Annotated in this window: 21 protein-coding genes; 7 read left to right on the forward strand and 14 right to left on the reverse strand. The window is 72.0% G+C overall.

Annotated features, from left to right (window positions below; genetic code table 11):
• Nucleotides 1-86 precede the first annotated feature (86 nt).
• On the forward strand, nucleotides 87-1,103 hold the full coding sequence (locus EDF53_RS07525) for an aldo/keto reductase (protein ID WP_123292981.1): 1,017 nt from the start codon (nucleotides 87-89) through the stop codon (nucleotides 1,101-1,103).
• Nucleotides 1,104-1,254: 151 nt separating this feature from the next.
• Here the strand turns inward: EDF53_RS07525 and EDF53_RS07530 are convergent, their stop codons facing one another.
• From EDF53_RS07530 to EDF53_RS07545, 4 genes are all read right to left on the reverse strand, one after another.
• Nucleotides 1,255-1,458, reverse strand: a complete 204-nt coding sequence (locus EDF53_RS07530) for a hypothetical protein (protein WP_123292982.1) — start codon at nucleotides 1,456-1,458, stop codon at nucleotides 1,255-1,257.
• Nucleotides 1,455-2,327, reverse strand: coding sequence for a helix-turn-helix transcriptional regulator (locus EDF53_RS07535; protein ID WP_185020981.1), 873 nt, complete (start codon nucleotides 2,325-2,327; stop codon nucleotides 1,455-1,457). Before EDF53_RS07535 ends, EDF53_RS07530 begins: the two co-directional genes overlap by 4 nt.
• 52 nt (nucleotides 2,328-2,379) lie before the next feature.
• Entirely contained in the window at nucleotides 2,380-3,258 is an 879-nt protein-coding gene (locus tag EDF53_RS07540; protein WP_123292984.1) for a helix-turn-helix transcriptional regulator, read from the reverse strand.
• A 63-nt stretch (nucleotides 3,259-3,321) separates the two neighbouring features.
• Complete coding sequence (locus EDF53_RS07545) at nucleotides 3,322-4,479, reverse strand: sorbosone dehydrogenase family protein (protein WP_260215239.1); 1,158 nt, start codon at nucleotides 4,477-4,479, stop codon at nucleotides 3,322-3,324.
• Between the two features lie 109 nt (nucleotides 4,480-4,588).
• Between EDF53_RS07545 and EDF53_RS07550 the strand changes: the two genes are divergently transcribed.
• Nucleotides 4,589-4,987 carry a cupin domain-containing protein gene (locus tag EDF53_RS07550; RefSeq protein WP_123292986.1) on the forward strand — a complete coding sequence of 133 codons (399 nt, stop codon included), beginning with the start codon at nucleotides 4,589-4,591 and terminating at the stop codon, nucleotides 4,985-4,987.
• The gene (locus EDF53_RS07555) at nucleotides 4,984-5,655 is read left to right on the forward strand and encodes an SDR family oxidoreductase (RefSeq protein WP_123292987.1); all 672 of its coding nucleotides are present in this window, start codon (nucleotides 4,984-4,986) and stop codon (nucleotides 5,653-5,655) included. The genes EDF53_RS07550 and EDF53_RS07555 overlap by 4 nt, the downstream gene beginning before the upstream one ends.
• A gap of 131 nt (nucleotides 5,656-5,786) precedes the next feature.
• Here the strand turns inward: EDF53_RS07555 and EDF53_RS07560 are convergent, their stop codons facing one another.
• Nucleotides 5,787-6,329, reverse strand: coding sequence for a TetR/AcrR family transcriptional regulator (locus EDF53_RS07560; RefSeq protein WP_123292988.1), 543 nt, complete (start codon nucleotides 6,327-6,329; stop codon nucleotides 5,787-5,789).
• 53 nt (nucleotides 6,330-6,382) lie between these two features.
• On the opposite strand from EDF53_RS07560, the gene EDF53_RS07565 reads away from it, so the two are divergent.
• Entirely contained in the window at nucleotides 6,383-6,706 is a 324-nt protein-coding gene (locus EDF53_RS07565) for a DUF952 domain-containing protein (protein WP_148058300.1), read from the forward strand.
• An 86-nt stretch (nucleotides 6,707-6,792) separates the two neighbouring features.
• Complete coding sequence (locus tag EDF53_RS07570) at nucleotides 6,793-7,230, forward strand: hypothetical protein (RefSeq protein ID WP_123292990.1); 438 nt, start codon at nucleotides 6,793-6,795, stop codon at nucleotides 7,228-7,230.
• Nucleotides 7,231-7,290: 60 nt separating this feature from the next.
• On the opposite strand, the gene EDF53_RS07575 is transcribed toward EDF53_RS07570, so the two are convergent.
• From EDF53_RS07575 to EDF53_RS07605, 8 genes are all read right to left on the reverse strand, one after another.
• The gene (locus EDF53_RS07575) at nucleotides 7,291-10,110 is read right to left on the reverse strand and encodes an FtsX-like permease family protein (protein ID WP_123292991.1); all 2,820 of its coding nucleotides are present in this window, start codon (nucleotides 10,108-10,110) and stop codon (nucleotides 7,291-7,293) included.
• Nucleotides 10,107-10,835: an ABC transporter ATP-binding protein gene (locus tag EDF53_RS07580; protein WP_123292992.1), complete on the reverse strand. Its 729-nt coding sequence runs from the start codon at nucleotides 10,833-10,835 to the stop codon at nucleotides 10,107-10,109. Before EDF53_RS07580 ends, EDF53_RS07575 begins: the two co-directional genes overlap by 4 nt.
• The gene (locus tag EDF53_RS07585; protein ID WP_260215240.1) at nucleotides 10,832-11,416 is read right to left on the reverse strand and encodes a PadR family transcriptional regulator; all 585 of its coding nucleotides are present in this window, start codon (nucleotides 11,414-11,416) and stop codon (nucleotides 10,832-10,834) included. Before EDF53_RS07585 ends, EDF53_RS07580 begins: the two co-directional genes overlap by 4 nt.
• A gap of 147 nt (nucleotides 11,417-11,563) precedes the next feature.
• Nucleotides 11,564-12,445 (reverse strand): aldo/keto reductase, encoded by an 882-nt coding sequence (locus EDF53_RS07590; RefSeq protein ID WP_123292994.1) that lies wholly within the window; start codon nucleotides 12,443-12,445, stop codon nucleotides 11,564-11,566.
• A gap of 9 nt (nucleotides 12,446-12,454) precedes the next feature.
• A complete protein-coding gene (locus tag EDF53_RS07595) occupies nucleotides 12,455-13,087 on the reverse strand; it encodes a YdeI family protein (RefSeq protein WP_123292995.1) in 633 nt (210 codons plus the stop codon).
• A 146-nt stretch (nucleotides 13,088-13,233) separates the two neighbouring features.
• Complete coding sequence (locus tag EDF53_RS07600) at nucleotides 13,234-14,784, reverse strand: FAD-binding oxidoreductase (protein WP_185020982.1); 1,551 nt, start codon at nucleotides 14,782-14,784, stop codon at nucleotides 13,234-13,236.
• Nucleotides 14,781-15,017 carry a hypothetical protein gene (locus EDF53_RS19285; RefSeq protein ID WP_159572479.1) on the reverse strand — a complete coding sequence of 79 codons (237 nt, stop codon included), beginning with the start codon at nucleotides 15,015-15,017 and terminating at the stop codon, nucleotides 14,781-14,783. The genes EDF53_RS07600 and EDF53_RS19285 overlap by 4 nt, the downstream gene beginning before the upstream one ends.
• 59 nt (nucleotides 15,018-15,076) lie before the next feature.
• Entirely contained in the window at nucleotides 15,077-15,616 is a 540-nt protein-coding gene (locus tag EDF53_RS07605) for an acyl-CoA thioesterase (RefSeq protein ID WP_123292997.1), read from the reverse strand.
• Nucleotides 15,617-15,744: 128 nt separating this feature from the next.
• Between EDF53_RS07605 and EDF53_RS07610 the strand changes: the two genes are divergently transcribed.
• A complete protein-coding gene (locus tag EDF53_RS07610) occupies nucleotides 15,745-16,731 on the forward strand; it encodes an aldo/keto reductase (RefSeq protein WP_123292998.1) in 987 nt (328 codons plus the stop codon).
• 177 nt (nucleotides 16,732-16,908) lie between these two features.
• Entirely contained in the window at nucleotides 16,909-18,315 is a 1,407-nt protein-coding gene (locus EDF53_RS07615) for a nucleobase:cation symporter-2 family protein (RefSeq protein ID WP_260215241.1), read from the forward strand.
• On the opposite strand, the gene pucL is transcribed toward EDF53_RS07615, so the two are convergent.
• Nucleotides 18,312-19,229 (reverse strand): factor-independent urate hydroxylase, encoded by a 918-nt coding sequence (pucL, locus tag EDF53_RS07620; RefSeq protein ID WP_123292999.1) that lies wholly within the window; start codon nucleotides 19,227-19,229, stop codon nucleotides 18,312-18,314. The two genes, EDF53_RS07615 and pucL, sit on opposite strands and share 4 nt — an antisense overlap.
• Nucleotides 19,230-19,234: the final 5 nt, after the last annotated feature.

The raw sequence follows: 19,234 nt of genomic DNA on the forward strand, positions 1-19,234 counted from the left end.
GTAAGGGCCTCCCCCCTTTCGCCGTGGGTGACCGGCCTAGCGTGGCAGCCGTGCCCGGCGAGACCCGCGGGCACGGAGAGGAAACCATGGAGTACCGCCAGCTCGGACGCACCGGCGTCGAGGTGAGCCCGCTCGCTCTGGGCACCATGATGTTCGGCCCGTGGGCGAACGCCGACGTCGACGACTCGATCCGGATCATCCACCGCGCCCTCGACGCGGGCATCAACTTCGTCGACACCGCCGACGCCTACTCGGACGGCGTCTCCGAGGAGATCGTCGGCAAGGCCATCAAGGACCGCCGTGACGACGTCGTGCTCGCCACCAAGTTCTTCATGCCGATGGGTGAGGGCCCGAACCGCTCCGGGGGCTCGCGCCGCTGGATCATGCAGGAGGTCGAGAACTCCCTGCGCCGCCTCGGCACGGACCACATCGACCTGTACCAGGTGCACCGTCCGTCCCCGACGACGGACGTCGAGGAGACCCTGGGCGCCCTGACCGACCTGGTCCGCCAGGGCAAGGTCCGGAACATCGGATCGTCGTCGTACTCGGGCGCCGAGATCGTCGAGGCCCAGTGGACCTCGGAGCGCCGTGGCCTGGAGCGCTTCCGCACCGAGCAGCCGCCGTACTCGATCCTGGTGCGCGGCATCGAAGAGGACGTCCTGCCGACCACGCAGCGCTACGGCATGGGCACCCTCGTCTACAGCCCGCTCGGCGGCGGCTGGCTCAGTGGCCGCTGGCGCAAGGACGCTCCCGGCACCCCGACGGCGAAGCACCGCCCCGCGGCCCGGTTCGACATGTCGACGCCCGCGAACCAGCGGAAGCTCGACATCGTCGAGGAACTCGCACTCCTGGCCGAGTCGCAGGACATGTCCCTCATCGAGATGTCGCTGGCGTGGGTGATCCGGCACCCCGGCGTCACGAGCGCGATCATCGGCCCGCGCACCATGGAGCAGCTCGAGTCGCAGCTCCCTGCCGCCGACCGCGTGCTCAGCGACGAGGTCCTGGACCGCATCGACGAGCTCGTCGCACCGGGCGTCACGATCAACCCCGACGACAACAGCTACGGGCAGCACACCCTGGTGCCCGCCGCACGTCGCCGGTGAACGCGACCGAGTGACGGACGGGAGGCCCGTGGCCAGCTGGCCACGCGCCTCCCGTCCGCCATCTGGGCACGCGCACAACGCAAGTCACCCCGAACCACGCGATCACGTGGTTCGGGGTGACTTTGGTTGTGCGGCGCTGCGCCGCAGCGCGTCAGCGGCGTCGGAACAGCTCGCCGAGGTGCCACGGGCCGGGCGCGAGCCGCACAGCGGCCTCGGCACGCACGCGCTCCTCGAGCGCACGGTCGCGGGTCAGATCGTGGATCTCCTGCTCAGCGCGCCAGCGGAACCGCAAGCGGCCCAGGAGCCCGAGCGGCGCGGCGGCTGCGGTCGTCGGGACGGACTCGGTCTCGCTCATGCGTCCTCCGGTTCCGGGACGGCTGCGGCCGTCGTGGCGACGAGGTTCGCGAGCAGCTGCAGGCGTTCCTCGGACGGTGAGCCCGGCTCGGTGCCGTAGGCGATGAGCGTCAGACCGGTGTCGGTCGCGAGCTCCATCGTCTCGTACGTCAGGTCGAGGTCGCCGACCTCGGGGTGGTGCACGCGCTTCGAGCCGTTCAGGTGCCGCATGACCCCGTGCGCGGCCCAGCGCTGCCGGAACTCCTCGCTGCGGGTGGAGAGCTCGCCGATCAGGTCGGTCAGTCCCTTGTCGTACGGCGACCGAGCAGCCTCGGCACGGAGCACGGCCACCATGTCGCTCGCGACGACGTCCCAGTCGCGCCAGAACTCCTGCCCGCGTGGATCGAGGAACGCGAAGCGGGCGGTGTTCGGGGTGCCGGCGGGGTCGAGGAACAGCGGCGAGTACAGCGCACGTGCCAGGGCGTTGCCGGCCAGGAAGTCGGAGCGGCCGTTGCGCACCCACGCGGGCATGGTCATGCCGTCGAGCATGCGCTGCACGTTCGGTCGGACCTTCGACGTCGGGGGCTTCCGCCGCGTGGTCGCCGAGGCGTTCTGCACGCGGGCCAGGTCGAACAGGTGCGCGTGCTCGGCGTCGTCGAGGCGCAACGCGCGCGACAGCGACTCGAGCACGCTCTCCGAGACGCCGGTGAGGTTCCCGCGCTCGAGGCGGATGTAGTAGTCGACGCTCATGCCGGCGACGAGCGCGAGCTCCTCGCGGCGGAGACCCTTGACCCGTCGGGCGCCACCGAAGTCGGGCAGGCCGACCTGCTGCGGCGTGACGCGCTCGCGGCGGGTGCGGAGGAAGTCGCGCACTTCGCTTCTGGTGTCCATGCGTCCACGGTAGGACGGTGCCGGGCGGGGAAGAAGGGGTTGCTGGTACCCGTCAGGCGGATTCGCGCGCACGTTCCGCGATCTGCTCCGTCGCCGCCCACGAGGCGAGCAGGCGGAGTGCGTCGGCGGTCGGGCTACCCGGGGTCGCCGGGTAGATCGTGAGCGCGAGCCCGGGGTCCTCGGCGAGTTCGAGCGTCTGGAAGTGCAGCTCGAGCGGACCGACGACGGCGTGCCGGAAGGACTTCACGCCGGCGTAGTGGCGACGGACGTCGTGCGCTGCCCAGAGCGCGCGGAAGTCGTCGCTCCGCATCGACAGCTCGCCGATGAGGGCTGCGAGGTCGCGGTCGTTCGGTGTACGCCCGGCCTCGCGCCGCAGGATCGCGACGTTCGTGTGCGCCGCCCGCTGCCAGTCCTGGTAGAAGTTCCGGGCCTGCGGGTCGAGGAAGATGAAGCGCGAGAAGTTCATCGGCCGGGCCGGTGCCGCCACCAGGTCGGAGTGCATCGCGTAGCCGAGCGCGTTGGCGGCGACGATGTCCTGCCGGTTGTTGATGATCATCGCCGGCGCATCGGTGATGACGTCGAGCAGGTACTGCAGCTCCGGGCGGACAGCCGCCACGGGCACGACCTTGCCCGCGCGCCGCGGTGTCGCGTTCTGGTGCCGGGACAGGTCGCGCAGGTGCTCGAACTCGGCGGCGTCGAGCTGCAGTGCGCCGGCGACGGCCTCGAGCACGCTGTCCGAGACGCCCTGCAGGTTCCCCCGCTCCAGCCGCGTGTAGTAGTCGATGCTGACGCCTGCCAGCCGTGCGACCTCTTCGCGCCGGAGCCCGGTGACCCGACGGCGGGTGCCGAACGTCTCCACCCCGGCTTGCTCGGGGGTGATGCGGGCGCGACGGCTGGACAGGAAGTCGCGGGCTTCGTCGCGGTGGTTCATGCCGTCACGGTAACCGGCCGGACAGCGTGCGAGCGAGGGGCTGCCGGAACCCCTGTGGGGTCGTCACGACCGCGTGAGCGGGACCGAGACGATGCGATCGTCCCCCGCTGCGGGGTCACCACGGCCGTCGGTGTTGTTCGTGACGAACCAGAGGGTGTCCGCCGGCCCCTCGAGCACGGTTCGGATTCGGCCGAAGTCGCCCGGGAAGTACTCGGTCGACGTCCCCGGGTCGTCCGCCGGGATCGCCCGGAGCACCTCGCCGCGCAGGTTGGCCACGAACACGGTGTCGTCGACGACCGTCAGGCCGCTCGGGGACGCCTCGTCCGTCGACCACTGCTGCACCGGGTCGACGAAGCCCTGGTCCTCGCCGCCCTCGCCCTCGACCTCGGGCCAGCCGTAGTCCTCGCCCGCCTCGATCACGTTCAGCTCGTCGAGGGTGTTCTCGCCGAACTCCGACGCGAACATCGTGCCGTCGGACGACCACCCCAGGCCCTGCACGTTGCGGTGCCCGAGACTCCAGACGGGTGACCCGTCGAACGGGTTGTCGTCCGGTACGTCGCCGTCCGGGGTGAGCCGCAGGATCTTGCCCGCGAGCGAGTCCTCGTCCTGCGCGTCACTGCTCGTGCCGGCGTCCCCGACGCTGGCGTAGAGCATGTCGTCGGGGCCGAACGCGATGCGGCCGCCGTCGTGGAACGTGTTCGACGGCAGCCCGTCGATGATCGTCGTGGCGTCGCCGAGCGCCCACGACCCGGCGCTGCCCGTCAGTTCGAACCGCTGGATCCGGTTGCCGTCGTCGGCCGTCGAGTACACGAACAGGTCGTCGTCGTGCAGGGCCAGCCCGAGCAGCCCGCCCTCGCCGCCGTGGCTGACGCCGTCGACGGTGCCCACCTCGCGCGTCGTGCCGTCGTCCTGCAGCTCGAGGACCTTCGCGGAGTCGCGTTCGCTGACCAGGGCGTCGCCGTCGTCGCCGGTGCGGACGACCGACCACGGTGCCTCGAGCCCGGTGACCACGTCGCTGGTGTCGCCGTCGAGCGCGACCTGCCCGGTGGGGAGGTCGGCGGGGGCGGTGGCGCGGGCGCTCGCCGACGAGCCGCGGTCGTCGTCCGGCGCGGCATCGGCACAGCCGCCCAGGGCGAGTGCGGCCACCGCGGCGATGCCCGCAGCGGACCAGGCGCGTCGGGCGCGGGTGGGGCTCGGGTTCGGGTGTTCGCTGCTGTCCACGGTGGTCCTCCCGGATCGTGCGTCGATCACACACGTCGTGTTCGGGAAACGGCTGAGGGGTACGGCCGGCACCTCCCTCCGGTGCGCACATCGGCCTACCGTCGGGGCCATGGAGATCCAACCGAAGCAGCCGACCGTCAAGAACCCGGCCGCGCAGTTCACCGGCGACGTGTACCTCGACGCCATCGCCAGCCCGAAGGAAGCCGGCCAGTCGATGACCGTCGCGAAGGTGCGGTTCCTGCCCGGCGCCCGCACCGCCTGGCACTCGCACGCCAACGGCCAGACCCTGCACGTCACCGAGGGCGTCGCGCGTATGGGCACCCGTGACGGCGGCGTGATCGAGGTCCAGCCGGGCCAGACCGTCTACACGCCTGCGGGTGAGGAGCACTGGCACGGTGCGACCCCGACGGACTACATGGAGCACCTCGCGATGCTCGACCTCGCCGACGACCCGGCGACCACCACCACCTGGCTCGAGCACGTCACCGACGAGGAGTACTCCGCATGACCACCATCGCCATCATCGGGGCCGGCAAGGGCCTCGGTCTCGCCGTCGCCGAACGCTTCGGCCGCGAGGGCTTCTCGATCGCCCTCGTCTCCCGCAACCAGGACCGCCTGGACGGCCTCGCCGCGTCGCTGCGCGAGCAGGGCATCACGGCCGCCGGGTTCGCCGCGAACGTCCGTGACGGCGATTCGCTCCGCAGCGCCCTCGAGCGTGCGACCGAGCAGCTCGGTCCCATCGAGGTGCTGCAGTACAGCCCGCTCCCCGCCAAGGAGTACATGCGCCCGGTGCTCGAGACCACCGCGGAGGACCTCATCGGCCCGATCGAGTTCTCGGTCTACGGCTCGGTCAACGCGGTCCGCCAGGTGCTGCCCGGCATGCGCGCGATCGGCCACGGCACGATCCTGTTCGTGAACGGCGGCAGTGCGGTGCGTCCCGGCGCCCGGGTCACCGGCACCTCGGTCGCCTTCGCGGCCGAGAGCGCCTACGCCCAGCTCCTGCACGACGCCGTGCGCGACGAGCAGGTCCACGTCGGTCAGCTCATCATCCCGTTCGGCATCGACGACGGGCAGCCGGAGCACTCCGGCGAGTCCATCGCGGATCGTCTGTGGGCGATCCACTCGGAGCGCGGCGAGTTCCGCACGTACGCGGAGGCGCTGCCCGACCCCGCCTGAGCGCGGCTCGAGCCGCATCGAGTGAGCAGAAGGCGACGAGTCCGAGCGCGTGACCCGTCGCCTTCTGCTCACTCCGTGGCGGACGGGAGGCCCGGTGCCAGCTGGCCACGGGCCTCCCGTCCGCCCTGGGGTCACGTCGAGAGCAGCGCGACGGCACGCGCGGCGCGTGCGGCGACCGCGGCCGCCGTCGGGGCCGGAGCCAGGCCGAGCAGGCGCTGGCGGTGGAGCTCCCCGAGCAGCAGGGTGAAGAGCTCGGCGGCGGTCTCCGGAGTGGCTCCGGCGCGGACCAGGGTCTGCTGCGCGGCGAGCGGTCCGGCCTCGTGGAACTCGCGCGCGAGCTCGGGTGACCGCGTCGACTCCGCGATGACGAGCCGGTGCAGGGCGACCGCACGGTCCGAGAGCAACGCGCTGCCGATCGCTGTGGCCGTGGACACGAGGTCCCCGGTGGGCTGGGCGGCGTACGGGTGCTGCCGCCGGACGACCGCTCGGAGGATCGCGGGCTTGTCGCCGAACGCCGTGTAGAGCGTGCGCTTCGTGACCCCGGCCTCGGCGGCGACGCGGTCGAGTGCGACGCCCGCGAACCCGTGCTCCAGGAACAGGTCCGTCGCGACGTCGAGGATCCGCTCGTCACGGGCGATCCGCTCGTCGGCGGTCGGACGTCCACGCTTGCTCACGGACCCATCCTAGCGGTAATGATACGCTCCCGTTTCATTATCGAGGAGGGTCCATGACCGATGTGGTCTGTCACGTGGCGATCGCCGACGACTGGGAGATGAGCCGCGGGTTCGGCGAGTACGAGGTGTCCACTCGCGGGGTGCCGCTCGAGCCGGGCGGGTACGTCCGCGCCACGACGCCCGACCGGGTGGCCGAGGTCGTCGCCGAGCGGTACGGCGACCTGGCACTGCCGTTGCTCCGGATCGACCTGAGCGTCGAGGGGCTCGCAGCTGCGGGAGTGCCGGTCGAGTGGGTCGACGGACTCCCCCGGGTGCGCGGTCCGATCCCGATGGACGACGAGGTCGTGCTGGCCGAGGTGCCCATCCCGAACGTGTGACCGCTTCGTGAGCAGAAATGGTCGAGTCCGCCAACGGCCACCCGACCATTTCTGCTCACGAAGTACCGCGCCCTAGGCTGGAAGCGATGTCCAGCGTCCTCCTCACCGTGCACGTCGTGGCGGCGCTGCTCACCCTCGGACCCGTCGCGGTCGCCGGGAGCATGTTCCCGAAGCCGGCCCGCGCGCTCGTCGCCGATCCGGGCGACCAGGGGGCCCGAGCGGTCGCCAGGGTCCTGCACCGGATCTGCCACGTGTACTCGATCATCTCGCTCGCGGTTCCGACCTTCGGCACGGCCCTGGCGTTCGAGGTCGGGGCGCTCGACGAGGCGTGGCTGCTCGTCTCGATCGGTCTGACCGCGGTGGCTGCGGGGATCCTCGCGCTCGGGGTCCTACCGGAACAGCGCGAGGTCCTGCGCGGGAACGGGACCGAGCGCTCGCCGCGGAAGCTCGCGGCCCTGGTCGGCCTGTTCAACCTGGTGTGGGTCGTCGTCGCCGTGCTGATGGTGGTGCAGCCCGGCGCCTGACCGGGCTGCACCGGGACGGCGCCACGTGCAGCGCCGCCCCACACCTCAGTGCCCCACACCTCAGTGCGCCCGCCGCACCGCCACCCGGCGTCGGCCGTGCGCGGTGAGCCATGCCCCGGCCGTCACCAGGAGCGGCAACCCGATCCCGAGCACGGCCAGCATCGACCAGTCCGGCACGAACGGCATGTGGTTCGACCCGACCGCTGGCTCCGTGAACCGCAGGGTGAGTGCCCGCATCGGCAGCAGCCCCAGCAGGGTGCCGATCACCGCGCCCACCGAGGCCAGGATCGCCGCCTGCCAGGTCGACACCCGACGCCGCAGTCGTGGTGCGGCACCGATCGCGTCGAGCACCTCGTCGTCTCGGCGCCCGTCGGACCGCGCGAGCCCGATGGCCACCGCCGTCGCACCGATCGTCACCGCCGCAGCGAGCGCGAGCACGATCGCCCGGATGAGCGCGCCGTTGTCGACCGGCCCGGCCTCGTAGGCGAACTGCGGGCCGTCCCACCGAGCGCGGTCCGCGCCGCCGAAGCTCTGCCAGGCGGAACTCAGCTCGTCCCACTCCTCGGGCGCGATGTCCCCGGGCAGCGTCGTGACGAGCATGCCGTCGACGGCGCGCACCCCGTAGTGCGCCGCGGTCGCCTTCGTCATGAAGACGCCGACCTGGATCCGCGGCGACTGCACGTCGAGCACGGCCGGGATCGACACGCTGGCGTCCGGTTTCGTCGTCGTCGTGATCGTCGGGCTCTCCCACGTGCGGTCGTGGAACGTGTCGATGCGGACGGCACCGTCGTGGGCGTACTCCGGCCACAGTGACACCGCCTTGCCGCCCTCGAGTGCATCTCGCACGGCAGCAGACGGTCGGTGTCCGGTGAGCACCGCGTAGTCGTCGACGGTGCCCGTCCAGATGTGCGGGACGGTCGCGTCAGCGGTGTCGAGGTAGTACGAGCACGACGTGGAGTCGTAGCCGTCGCAGTCGAAGTCCGTCCACCGGTGCGGCATCGTCACGGACGACGGGGTGTCGCCCGCCCAGCCCTCGGCCACGCCGAGCACCCGGATCCGGTCGTGGTCGAGCACCCTCGCGACGACCTTCGCCGCGTGGGCGGTCAACGCCGCGTCGTGCCCGCTGGCGGCACCGTCCTCGCTGGACAGCTGCACCTCGGACGTCGCGACCCCGACCGCCGTCGTGTACTCGTACCCGCGGACGTACTGCGCGTGGCTCGACGCACTCCACGTGATCACGACCGACGCGACGAACACGACGCTCATCACACTGGCGAGCACCGGCACCGTCCGGACGGGGTTGCGCCGGGCATCGCGGGCGGCCAACCGAGCCGACAGGCCCAGGCGTGCGGACATCCGGGACACCAGGGCCAGGAGCCACGGCGAGCAGATCGCGATGCCGAGCTGCATCAGGCACGGCCCGAGCGCGACCCCGGCACCGACCACCCAGGCCCAGTGGTCGTCCTGCACCCGGCGGTCGTTGAGCAGAAGCACCCCGGCGCCGCAGGCCAGCGTCATCACGGCGCCGGCGATGATGAGCACCGGCCCCCAGATGCGTCGCCGACGACGAGCAGGACGGTCGACGGGCGCGGGTCGGAGTGAACCCCGCAGCGCCGCGAGCACGTTGATGCGGGTGGCGGCCCGGGCGGCGGCGAGTGCGGAGACCAGCCCGGCCAGGACGCCGGCGGCTGCGACCACCAGCAGCAGGAGCGGGGGCACGTGCAGGCCGGGGAACGACACGACGTCGCCGTTGTCGATCAGGCGGAACACCGCGACGCCGATCCCGGTGCCCACCGCGACGCCGAGGACGGCGCCGATGGACCCGAGCACGAGGCCGGACCCGGCGACGATCGTCCGGACGAACCGCTTGTCCCCGCCGACGCTCGTGACGATCGCGTACGAACGGGTGTCCGCCCGGGTGCCGACCAGGAACGCGGCCCCGGCGAGCAGCGCGACCTCGAACATCGCGAAGACCCCGAGCAGCGCCATCGCACCGAGGTACCAGCCGAGCGACGAGCTCACCTGGCCGCCGGGCAGGCGGGCGTCCGGCGGGTCGAGCACGACCGGGCGGGACTGCACGACGATGCCGTGCGCGTTGAGCTGGCGGATCTCCGACCAGGTCGGGGCGTCCGACGGCAGGTAGACGGTGACGTCGGTGAGACCCGCGTCGTCCGTGGTGTCGGTCGTCGACAGGGTCGTCCCCCATGGCAGGAACACGCCCTGCTCGGTGGGCGCCGAACCGAGGTCGCGCATCGTCCCGGTGATCGTGAACCGCTTCGTGACGGGATCGGTGATGTCGATGGTGTCACCGATGTGCGCGTCGAGGCGGTCGAGGGTCGCCGGCGTGACCATGAGTTGGTTGCGCGCGGTCGGCGCCGACCCGTCGAGGACACGCCAGTGGCCCTCGAGCGACGGGTCCCAGACGCTGCCCTCCACCGCGGCCAGGCCGACAGGTCCCTTGGGCCCCTGCACCACGACGGGCGTGCCGCCGACCGGGATCGACAGCGCACCGTCCGGCACGTGGGCGAGCACGTTCGCGAACGGCGGGTCCTCGTCGGCCTTCGTGACCGGGCTGTTCCGCTTCGCGTCGGTGAACTGCCACTGCACCGGGTCCTGCCGCATGCCGGGCAGGTCCGGGCCGGAGACCCGCATCTGCGCGGCTGCCTTGCCGAGGTCGTAGTCCAGCGACTCCGCGGTCGTGGGCTGCGTCGACTGCACGACGACCGCCACCGCGGCGAACCCGGCGGTGGGGATGCCGATGAGCGCGATGATGAGCGCCGCGCGTCCGGCCTTCGCGAACGCCAGTCGACGCCCCAGACGGAGCGCCGGTCGGAGGGCGAACGGCGTCCGGCCGGTACCGGGACGCCGACGCCGGCTCACGACGCGGTCCGGTCCGACAGGGCGAGCTCCACGCCCGAGTACACGGTCTCGTCGACCACGCGACCGTCGCGCAGGAAGACGATCCGGTCCGCCCAGGCAGCGTGCCGGGCGTCGTGGGTGACGAGCAGTGCGCCGGCTCCGGCGTCCACGTGTCGTCGGAGCATGCGGAGCACGACCTCGCCGGTCTGCGAGTCGAGGGCACCGGTCGGTTCGTCCGCCAGCACGAGCCGACGTTCGCCGACCACGCCCCGGGCGATCGCGACGCGCTGCTGCTGCCCGCCGGACAGGTCGTCCGGGTAGGCGTCGCCGCGGTGTGCGAGTTCGACGTTGTCGAGTGCCAGTTCCGCGGCGCGGCGGGCCTGCGAGGCCTTCCAGCCGTCGAGCTCGAGCGGCAGCGCCACGTTCTCGACCGCGGTGAGCGACGGGATCAGGTTGAAGTCCTGGAACACGAACCCGATGAGGCGACGGCGGAGGGCAGCGAGTTCCTTGGCGGGCCGGTCGGACACGAACTCGCCGTCGATCAGCACTTCGCCGCTCGTCGGCGGCAGCAGGGTGCCGGCGCAGGCGAGCAGCGTCGACTTGCCGGAGCCCGAGGTCCCCATCACGGCGACCATCTCGCCGCGCTGGACGGCCAGGTCGATGCCGGCCAGCGCCGTGACGGCCTTGGCGCCGGAGCCGTAGTGCACGCTGACGGCGTCGAGCTGCAGGAGCGGTGCGGCGCTCACCGTGCACTCCGCGCGACGTCGGCAGCGGTCGGGGACGAGGAGTCGGCGTCAGCCGCCGGGTGCTCGTCCGGCCGGTACCGCGCCACGGTCGACTCCACGTGGTCGAGCCAGCGCACCTCGGCCTCGGCCTGGAACACCATCGACTCGAGCACGAGCGACCACGCCAGGTCCGTCGCGGGATCGGTCGTGCGCTTGAGCCGGGTCAGGTCCTGCAGGTTCCGGATCGCGGCACCGCGCTGCACCTGCACCAGACGCGCGACGTCGACGCCGGGCACCGTCACGGCGAGCGCGAACTTGATCGCGAGTTCGTCACGACCACGCTTGGCGGGTACCGGCTCGCTGAACCAACGCGCCACTTCCCCGCGACCCGCGTCGGTCACCGTGTAGACGACGTGGCCGTCGTCATCGGTGTCGCCGCGGGCCACGAGGCCGTCGCGTTCCAGGCGGTCGAGTGTCGTGTAGACCTGGCCGATGTTCAGCGGCCAGCTCCCGCCGGTGCGGTGCTCGAACTCCCCCCGGAGCTGGTACCCGTACCCGGGTCCCCCCACCAGCAGCGCGAGTACGCCCATCCGTACGCTCATGACACTTCCCCCGTCTCTCGTCCACCATGGACATACCGAGTATGCCCATACCGCGTATGTATGCGCAACCAGAAGACGGACTGGAGGCCCGTGGCGGTGTCGCCACGGGCCTCCAGTCCGCCGTTCGGTCGCGTCCGCGACCCCGGGTCAGGAACCCAGCTTCGACAGCTCCTCGAACTCGTCGTCGGTGAGCTCGATGGTCGCGCCCTGCAGGTTGTCCTCCAGGTGCGAGACGCTCGAGGTGCCCGGGATCGGGAGCACGACGGGCGAGCGCTTGAGCAGCCACGCGAGGGCGAGCTGCGCCGGGGACGCACCCTTCCGCGACGCGATCTCGGTGAGCGGAGAGTCCTCGCCGGTCAGCCCGCCGGTCGCGAGCGGGAACCACGGGATGAACGCGATGCCCTGCTCGGTCGACCAGTCGAGGAGCTCCTCGGCGTCGCGCTTCTGCAGGTTGTACAGGTTCTGGACGGAGACGATCGTCGCGATCTCCTGGGCCGCCTTGACGTCGTCGACCGACACCTCGGACAGGCCGATGTGCCGGATCTTGCCCTCGTCCTGCAGCTTCTTCAGCTCGCCGACCTGGTCCTCGAGCGGGACCTTCGGGTCGATGCGGTGCAGCTGGAACAGGTCGATGCGCTCGAGGCCCAGACGGCGGAGGCTCATCTCGGCCTCCTGCCGCAGGTACTCCGGACGGCCGACCGGCGGCCACTCGTTCGGGCCGGTCCGGGTGAGTCCGGCCTTCGTCGCGATGACGACGTCGTCGCCGTAGGGGTGGAGCGCCTCGTGCAGGAGCTCCTCGGCGACGTAGGGGCCGTACGAGTCGGCGGTGTCGAAGAAGTCCACGCCGAGCTCGACGGCGCGCCGCAGCACGCGGACGGCCTCGTCGTGGTCCTTCGGGGGTCCCCAGACGCCGGGGCCGGTGAGCTGCATGGTGCCGTAGCCGAGGCGGTGGACCTCGAGGTCGCCACCGATGCGGAAGGTGCCGGAGGCCGCGGCCGGGCGGTTCGTGGTGTCGGTGTCAGTGGTCATGTCCCCGGTCTACGCCGGAGGCGTTGCCGGTCCCTGAGTCGGTGTCCCCCGGCGCTCCGACCGGTCCGGACGCGGGTACGGCGTCTCGCCACGCGCCAACCCGGAGACGAGCTTCGTCAGCCGGTTGGTCCGCGAGGTCGTACTCGGCGCGGTCGTGATCCGGTGCAGCACGGCGTACCGGTTCGTGCCGTCGAGCTCGGCGAACAGGGCGGCGGCCGCGGGCGAGGCGTCGAGTGCCGCCTGCAGGTCGTCGGGGACGGTGGCGGTCGCGGCGCCGGCGTACGCGCGGTCCCACCGGCCGTCGCCCTTGGCCCGGTCGATCTCGGCCTGACCGCGGTCGCGCATCCGGCCGTCGGCGATGAGCGTCGCGACGAGTCCGATGTTCCGCTGCGACCAGAGCGACGCCTTCCGCCGCGGGGTGAAGCGCTGGCGGAAGGTCGCCTCGTCGCGGCCGCGCTTCTGCCCGTCGATCCACCCGGAGCACAGTGCCTCGTCGAGGGCGGTGTCGTAGGTCAGGGTCGTCGGCTCGGTGACGCCCTTCTTCGCGAGCACGAGCCACACCCCGTCGGCGTCGCCCTCGTGCGCGTCGAGCCAGGCGCGCCACGCGGCGACGTCCGGCAGCACCAGGTCGACGATGTCCATGCGGTCATCGTAGGACGGCCCGGCCCGGCCCGGCCGGCCCGGCTCCTGCCCGAGACCCGGCGTGGGCGACAGTTCTCGCGGTGCGCGCCACGAGAGCTGTCGCCCACACCGAGAATCGCGCGCGTCGGGCCGAGACTCTTGCGGCGTCAGACCCAGTTCGGCTGGTCGAGCACGCCCGTCGGGTCCGCCTGTTCCGCGATGCGGTGCAGCCGCGAGGTGTTGTCCCCGAAGTACGCCGACGGGTCCGTGATGGCCGCGTCGCAGTAGTTCGCGTACGCCGCCTCGCCCCACGCCGGCCGCATGGCCCGTCGGAAGCCCCGCACGTACGCGTCGAACGGTGCAGGGTCCGCGCCGTCAGCGAAGACCGCCGTGTACTGCACGGTCATGAGCGCGGACCGCCACGGGAACGCCGAGTCGGTCCGGCCGACGTCCGCCACGACGCCGCCGAGGGCGTCGAGCGCGACTCCGCCCTCGAGGTTGCCGACAACGTCGCCCGCCGCGGCCGCCTGGGCGACGAGCACGTCGATCTGCGCATCGGTGAGCTTCGCCGATCCGATCGACGACGTCGCTGCCTCGGACACCCGCTGCGGCTTCCCCGCCAGCGCGGACATCGCGGCGCCGTAGGTGAGCACCTGCCCGGTGTGGGCGAGGGGCTTCGCACCAGTGGCGGCGATGAAACCGTCGACGGAGGTGTCGGCGCCGGTCTTCGAACCGGTCCACACGCCGGTCACGGTGACCGTCGGGGCGGTGTGCTGGCTGCCGTTCAGCAGCTTGAGCGTCGACCACAGCTTCGGGTCGGCGGTGGGCGCCCAGTCCTGCCAGGCGCGCACCACGGCAGCGGCGGCCGACCACGCGAACGTGATGGTGAAGAGCAGGACGGGAGGCGCGGCCTGCGTCCGGTACGTCAGTGCGGTCACGACGCCGACGGTTCCACCGCCCCCACCGCGGCAGGCCCAGAACAGGTCCGGTTCGCTGGACGTCGAGACCTCGTGCACGGCGCCGTCCGGCGTGACGAGCGTCACGCCGGTGAGCTGGTCGCAGGTCAGCCCGAACGAGCGGACGAGCACGCCGACCCCGCCGCCGAGGGTGAGCCCACCGATGCCGACGGTCGGACAGGAGCCGGCGCCGATTGCCCGTCCGGCCTTCGCCAGCGCGGCGTAGACGTCCCCGAGCTGCGCGCCCGGGCCGATCGTGACGGTGTCGTCGTCGTGCAGTTCGATGCCGTCGAGGTCCTGCGTGCTGATCACGAGCGACCGCGGGACGTCGGTCCCGGGTGCGCCGCCGGCCGACCAGCCCGTGTACGAGTGCCCGCCCGCTCGCAGTGCGAGGGGGGTGCGGGTGTTCCGCGCGAACGCGAGACCGGCCTGCACGTCGGCCACGCCGGCGGCGCGCAGGATGCCCTGCGGGTCGGCGTCGTCGTAGCGCGGGTTCTCGAGCACGCGCGCGCTGTCCCACCCGTTCGACCCGGACCGGAGCACCGTGCCGGAGACCGCGGCGGCGAGGGCGTCCCACGAGTCGGGGCCGCCGGGCGTCGGCGTGCCCGAAGGCGTGCTCGTCGGCTGTGCGGAGCCGCTGGCGGTCGGTCGCGGCGAGCCCGACGGAGCGGGGCTCGGCCGGGTGCACGCTGCCAGGACCCCGGCGAGCCCGAGTCCGACGCCCCCGGCGAGCAGGGCGCGCCGGGTCGACGTGCGGCTCACGAGCCGGCGAGTCCCCCGCTGGCACCGGTGATGCCTGGGTGTGCGGACTTCGCGAGGCCCTCGGTCATCGAGTGCGCTGCCTCGGCGTCGGCGAGGGAGCGGGCGCCGAGGGTCGGGTCGACCGGTTCGAGGTGGGCGAGGCGCTTCGCACGACGGCGGTTCTGCACCTCGAGCACGGTGAGCAGCGCGGCGATGGCCACGACCACTCCGATGACGATCCACATGACGACCATGACGTTCCCCTTCCGTCCCGGGGCGTCCACCCCGTCCTCCGAGCGTACCGCCGCCGTGTCTACGCCGCGCTGCTGATCCGGACGGCACCCGCCCACCCGTGCACCCACGCGGGCAGTTCGCGGTCATCCGGTGCTCCGCCCACGGCGTCGAGCAGGTCCGTCATCGGGACGGTCCCGCCGGAGCGTCGCAGGAACCGCGCCTGCACGACGGCACGGGCGACGACGGCTCCGCGACGGACGAAGGTCTGCTCCAGGTACACGGCCCGGTCGTCGACGCCGAGCACCCGGGTCACGAGCTCGAACCGCTGCCCGAGCGTCAGGGACCGCTTGTACGTGATGGTCTGCGCCGAGACGACCGGGTACCAGCCGCGCTCCGCGATCGCGCCCCAGAACCCCGACCGCAGCATCAGGTCGAGCCGCCCGAGGTCGAGCATCGACAGGTACTTCCCGTTGTTGACGTGCCGCAGCGGGTCCAGGTCGGTCAGGGTCACGCGGAACGGTGTGCGTGCCTCGTCCCAGAGCGATGGCCGCCGTCCGCCGGTCGTCGGGCGGAGCCGGACACGCAGGCGCAACAGGAACAGCCGGAAGTACAGGTTCACGCCCCGATCACACCAGAAGGCCGCGCTGCCCCGCGTGGACCTTGGAGGATCCACACGAACGGTGCCCGTGTCTGACCGGCACAGGCAGTGCCTTCCTCCGAGCGGTGCTCCCGGAGTAGACCTGCACCATGCAGACACGCAAGCTCGCACACCTCGAGGTCGGACCCGTCGGCCTCGGCACCATGGGCATGAGCGCCTTCTACACGGGCGCCGGCACCGACGACGCGGAGTCGATCCGCACCATCCACCGCGCGATCGACCTCGGCGTCACCCTGTTCGACACGGCCGAGGCGTACGGCCCCTACACGAACGAGGACCTGCTCCGCCGGGCCCTCGCCGACCGCCGCGACGACGTCGTGATCGCGACGAAGTTCGGCCTCATCACCCACACCGCCGGTGAGGAGACGCCCGCCACCGGCCGCGGCATCAGCTCCGCACCGGAGTCCGTGCGCGAGGCCCTCGAGGGGTCCCTGCGGCGCCTCGGCACCGACCACATCGACCTGTACTACCAGCACCGCGTCGACCCGGCCGTCCCGATCGAGGACGTCATCGGGCAGCTCGCCGGCTTCGTGCAGGAGGGCAAGATCCGGCACATCGGCCTGTCCGAGGCCGGACCCGAGACGATCCGGAAGGCCCACGCGGTCCACCCGATCACCGCCCTGCAGAGCGAGTACTCGCTGTGGACGCGCGACCCCGAGGGTGCGGTGCTCGACACCCTGCGCGAGCTCGGCATCGGGCTGGTGCCGTACTCGCCGCTCGGCCGCGGGTTCCTGACCGGTGCGATCACGAAGCCGTCCGACCTGGACTCCGACGACTTCCGCCTGGCGAACCCGCGCTTCCAGGAAGAGGCGTTCGCGCAGAACATGCGCATCGTCGACGCCGTCAAGGCGATCGCCGCCGAAGCCGACGCGACCCCGGCCCAGGTCTCCCTCGCCTGGCTGCTCGCCCAGGGCGACGACGTCGTGCCGATCCCGGGCACGAAGCGCGTGTCGCGCCTCGAGGAGAACGTCGGTGCCGCCGACCTGACCCTCACCGCGGACCAGGTCGCGCGCCTGTCGGCGCTCCCGGTCCCGACCGGCGACCGCTACCCCGACATGTCGACCATCGGTCGCTGACGCAACCGGATGACGGCCGGGAGGCCCGTGACGGATCCGCCACGGGCCTCCCGTCCGTCTCGGCGTGCGTTTCGGGCGCTGGTCCGGTGACCGACGCGACCCACGCCCGTCATCGCGGGGAAACACGGGGTGCATAGCGTCCGGAGCACAGGGAAACCACCGCTCGAAGGGGACGCCATGACGACCACGAAGACACCGCGCGCGACACCGACCGAGGACGGCGTCGACTCCGTCCCACCGCTCGCCAGGCTCCTGCCGCTCGGCCTGCAGCACGTGCTCGCGATGTACGCGGGCGCGATCGCCGTCCCGCTCATCGTCGGTGGGGCCCTCGGCTTCGACAGCGCCGACCTGGCCTTCCTCATCAGTGCCGACCTGTTCGTCGCGGGCCTCGCCACGATCGTGCAGTCCGTCGGCTTCTGGCGGTTCGGAGTCCGGCTGCCGCTCGTGCAGGGTGTCACCTTCGCCGCCGTCGGCCCGATGATCGCGATCGGCACCGAGCACGGCATCACCGCCGTCTACGGGGCGACGATCGCCTGCGGTGTCTTCATGGTGGTCGTCGCACCGTGGTTCGCGCAGCTCGTCCGGCTGTTCCCACCGATCGTCACCGGCACGGTCATCCTGATCATCGGTCTGTCGCTCATGAGCGTCGCCGCCGGTTGGGTCACCGACGGCGGGAAGGACGGTGCTGCCGACCCGCTCGACGTCGCGTTCGCAGCCGGGGTCCTGCTCGCGATCGTCCTGGTCGAACGGTTCGCCCCGCGCGGTCTCGCCCGGGTCTCGGTGCTGTTCGGACTGCTGCTCGGCACGGTCGTGGCGCTGTTCATCCCCGGCATGGTCGACGGGTCGGGCATCGGCGACGCGGGCTGGTTCGCCTTCGTCACGCCGTTCCACTTCGGGCTGCCGACGTTCGACCTCGCCTCGATCGTGTCGATGCTCGTCGTCGGGCTCGTGATCATGACCGAGACCACCGGCGACATGATCGCGGTCGGCGAGGTCACCGGCCGCCCGGTGTCGAAGCGCACGCTCGCCGACGGTCTGCGCGCGGACGGACTCGGCACCGTCGTCGGCGGGGTGTTCAACACGTTCCCGTACACGGCGTTCGCGCAGAACGTCGGGCTCGTCGCACTGACCGGCGTGCGCTCCCGGTACGTGGCGACGGCGGCTGGCGGCATCCTCGTCGTGCTCGGCCTGGTGCCGAAGGTGGCCGCGGTGGTCGAGGCGATCCCGCACGCGGTGCTCGGCGGTGCCGGTGTCGCGCTGTTCGGCATGGTCGCGGCGTCGGGCATCAGGACGCTGTCGAAGGTGCGGTTCGACAACCGGAACGTGCTCGTGGTGGCGCTGCCGCTCGGCATCGCGCTGCTGCCGACCGTCGCCCCGGAGATCTACGGGCAGTTCCCGACCTGGTTCACGCTGGTGTTCGACTCGGGGATCTCGGCCGGCGCCGTCGCGGCGATCCTGCTCAACCTGCTGCTCGGGTCGCGTTCCGTGGCCGAGCGGTACGGCGAGGACCCGGCGGTCGGTTCGTACGACGGGGTGCGGTCGACAGCGCCGATCGCGCTGCCGCGCGAGGAGCCCTCGGCCTAGACGAAGGCGGGCAGGTGCTCCCACGCGCGGGGCGCCTCGGCCACGCCGTCGCGGACGACCGTCCCCTCGATCAGCCCGTAGGGACGGTCGGCCGCGATGAACACCTCGTTCTCGTTCGTCAGGTCGAACGGCGAGAGGTCCACGACGAAGTGGTGCTTGTTCGGCATCGCGAACCGCACCTCGGCGAGTTCGGGCCGCAGTTCGATCGCCGCCCGCCCCATCTCCCACAGCGTCTGCTGCAGGGCGAGCGAGTGCACCGTGGCGAACTGCTCGAGCATCACGGCGACGACTTCCTCGTACAGGTGGTCGTAGTCGATCCCCGCTGCGACGGCGGACGGCAGGTACCGCCACCGCGCCGTGACCTCGGTCGCCATGATCCGGTCCGTCGTCTCCGGCAGGGTCGTGAACCGCGACCGCGGGAACCCGTGGAACTCGGAGCCGGTCGACTTCAGGACGACCAGGTCCTTGACCCCGCCGGTGACGTGGCGCTCGCCGCCCTCGACGTGCACCGTCGCCAGGCGGGTGCCCGTGCCGGTGCGTCGGAACGAGTGGTCGTGCGGCTGTCCGTCGACCGTGATGCGTTCCCACGGGTGCACCTCCGCCTGCCAAAGCCCGCCCTCGACCCAGTCGAACTCGCTCGTGAACTGGTCGGCGAGCAGTGCGAGGAAGTCCTCCGGGGCTCCGACGCCGTGTTCCTTCGCCAGGGCGAACACCGTGTTCTTCTGGGTGTCCGTCGCGACGATCCGGGAGTTGTCGCCGCTGGTGAACGACCCGGCGAACGCCTCGCCGATGAGCTGCGACGTCACGGTCAGGTCGGCGATCTCGTGCCGGTCCCCGTGCCGGGTCACCCGCACCAGGCGGTTCTCGGCCTTGCCGTACTTGTTCGGTCCCAGGTGGACGGTGGTCTCCGACATGGCGG

This window comes from Curtobacterium sp. PhB78 (assembly GCF_003751685.1).
Taxonomy (GTDB): Bacteria; Actinomycetota; Actinomycetes; order Actinomycetales; family Microbacteriaceae; genus Curtobacterium.

Bases quoted from the DNA above. Each gene is read 5' to 3' on its own strand.
- EDF53_RS07610 (WP_123292998.1), top strand. From the start codon at position 15,745: ATGCAGACACGCAAGCTCGCACACCTCGAGGTCGGACCCGTCGGCCTC.
- EDF53_RS07585 (WP_260215240.1), bottom strand. From the start codon at position 11,416: ATGAGCGTACGGATGGGCGTACTCGCGCTGCTGGTGGGGGGACCCGGG.
- EDF53_RS07530 (WP_123292982.1), bottom strand. From the start codon at position 1,458: ATGAGCGAGACCGAGTCCGTCCCGACGACCGCAGCCGCCGCGCCGCTC.
- EDF53_RS19285 (WP_159572479.1), bottom strand. From the start codon at position 15,017: ATGGTCGTCATGTGGATCGTCATCGGAGTGGTCGTGGCCATCGCCGCG.
- pucL (WP_123292999.1), bottom strand. From the start codon at position 19,229: ATGTCGGAGACCACCGTCCACCTGGGACCGAACAAGTACGGCAAGGCC.
- EDF53_RS07540 (WP_123292984.1), bottom strand. From the start codon at position 3,258: ATGAACCACCGCGACGAAGCCCGCGACTTCCTGTCCAGCCGTCGCGCC.
- EDF53_RS07615 (WP_260215241.1), top strand. From the start codon at position 16,909: ATGACGACCACGAAGACACCGCGCGCGACACCGACCGAGGACGGCGTC.
- EDF53_RS07555 (WP_123292987.1), top strand. From the start codon at position 4,984: ATGACCACCATCGCCATCATCGGGGCCGGCAAGGGCCTCGGTCTCGCC.
- EDF53_RS07570 (WP_123292990.1), top strand. From the start codon at position 6,793: ATGTCCAGCGTCCTCCTCACCGTGCACGTCGTGGCGGCGCTGCTCACC.
- EDF53_RS07550 (WP_123292986.1), top strand. From the start codon at position 4,589: ATGGAGATCCAACCGAAGCAGCCGACCGTCAAGAACCCGGCCGCGCAG.
- EDF53_RS07590 (WP_123292994.1), bottom strand. From the start codon at position 12,445: ATGACCACTGACACCGACACCACGAACCGCCCGGCCGCGGCCTCCGGC.
- EDF53_RS07595 (WP_123292995.1), bottom strand. From the start codon at position 13,087: ATGGACATCGTCGACCTGGTGCTGCCGGACGTCGCCGCGTGGCGCGCC.
- EDF53_RS07535 (WP_185020981.1), bottom strand. From the start codon at position 2,327: ATGGACACCAGAAGCGAAGTGCGCGACTTCCTCCGCACCCGCCGCGAG.
- EDF53_RS07525 (WP_123292981.1), top strand. From the start codon at position 87: ATGGAGTACCGCCAGCTCGGACGCACCGGCGTCGAGGTGAGCCCGCTC.
- EDF53_RS07565 (WP_148058300.1), top strand. From the start codon at position 6,383: ATGACCGATGTGGTCTGTCACGTGGCGATCGCCGACGACTGGGAGATG.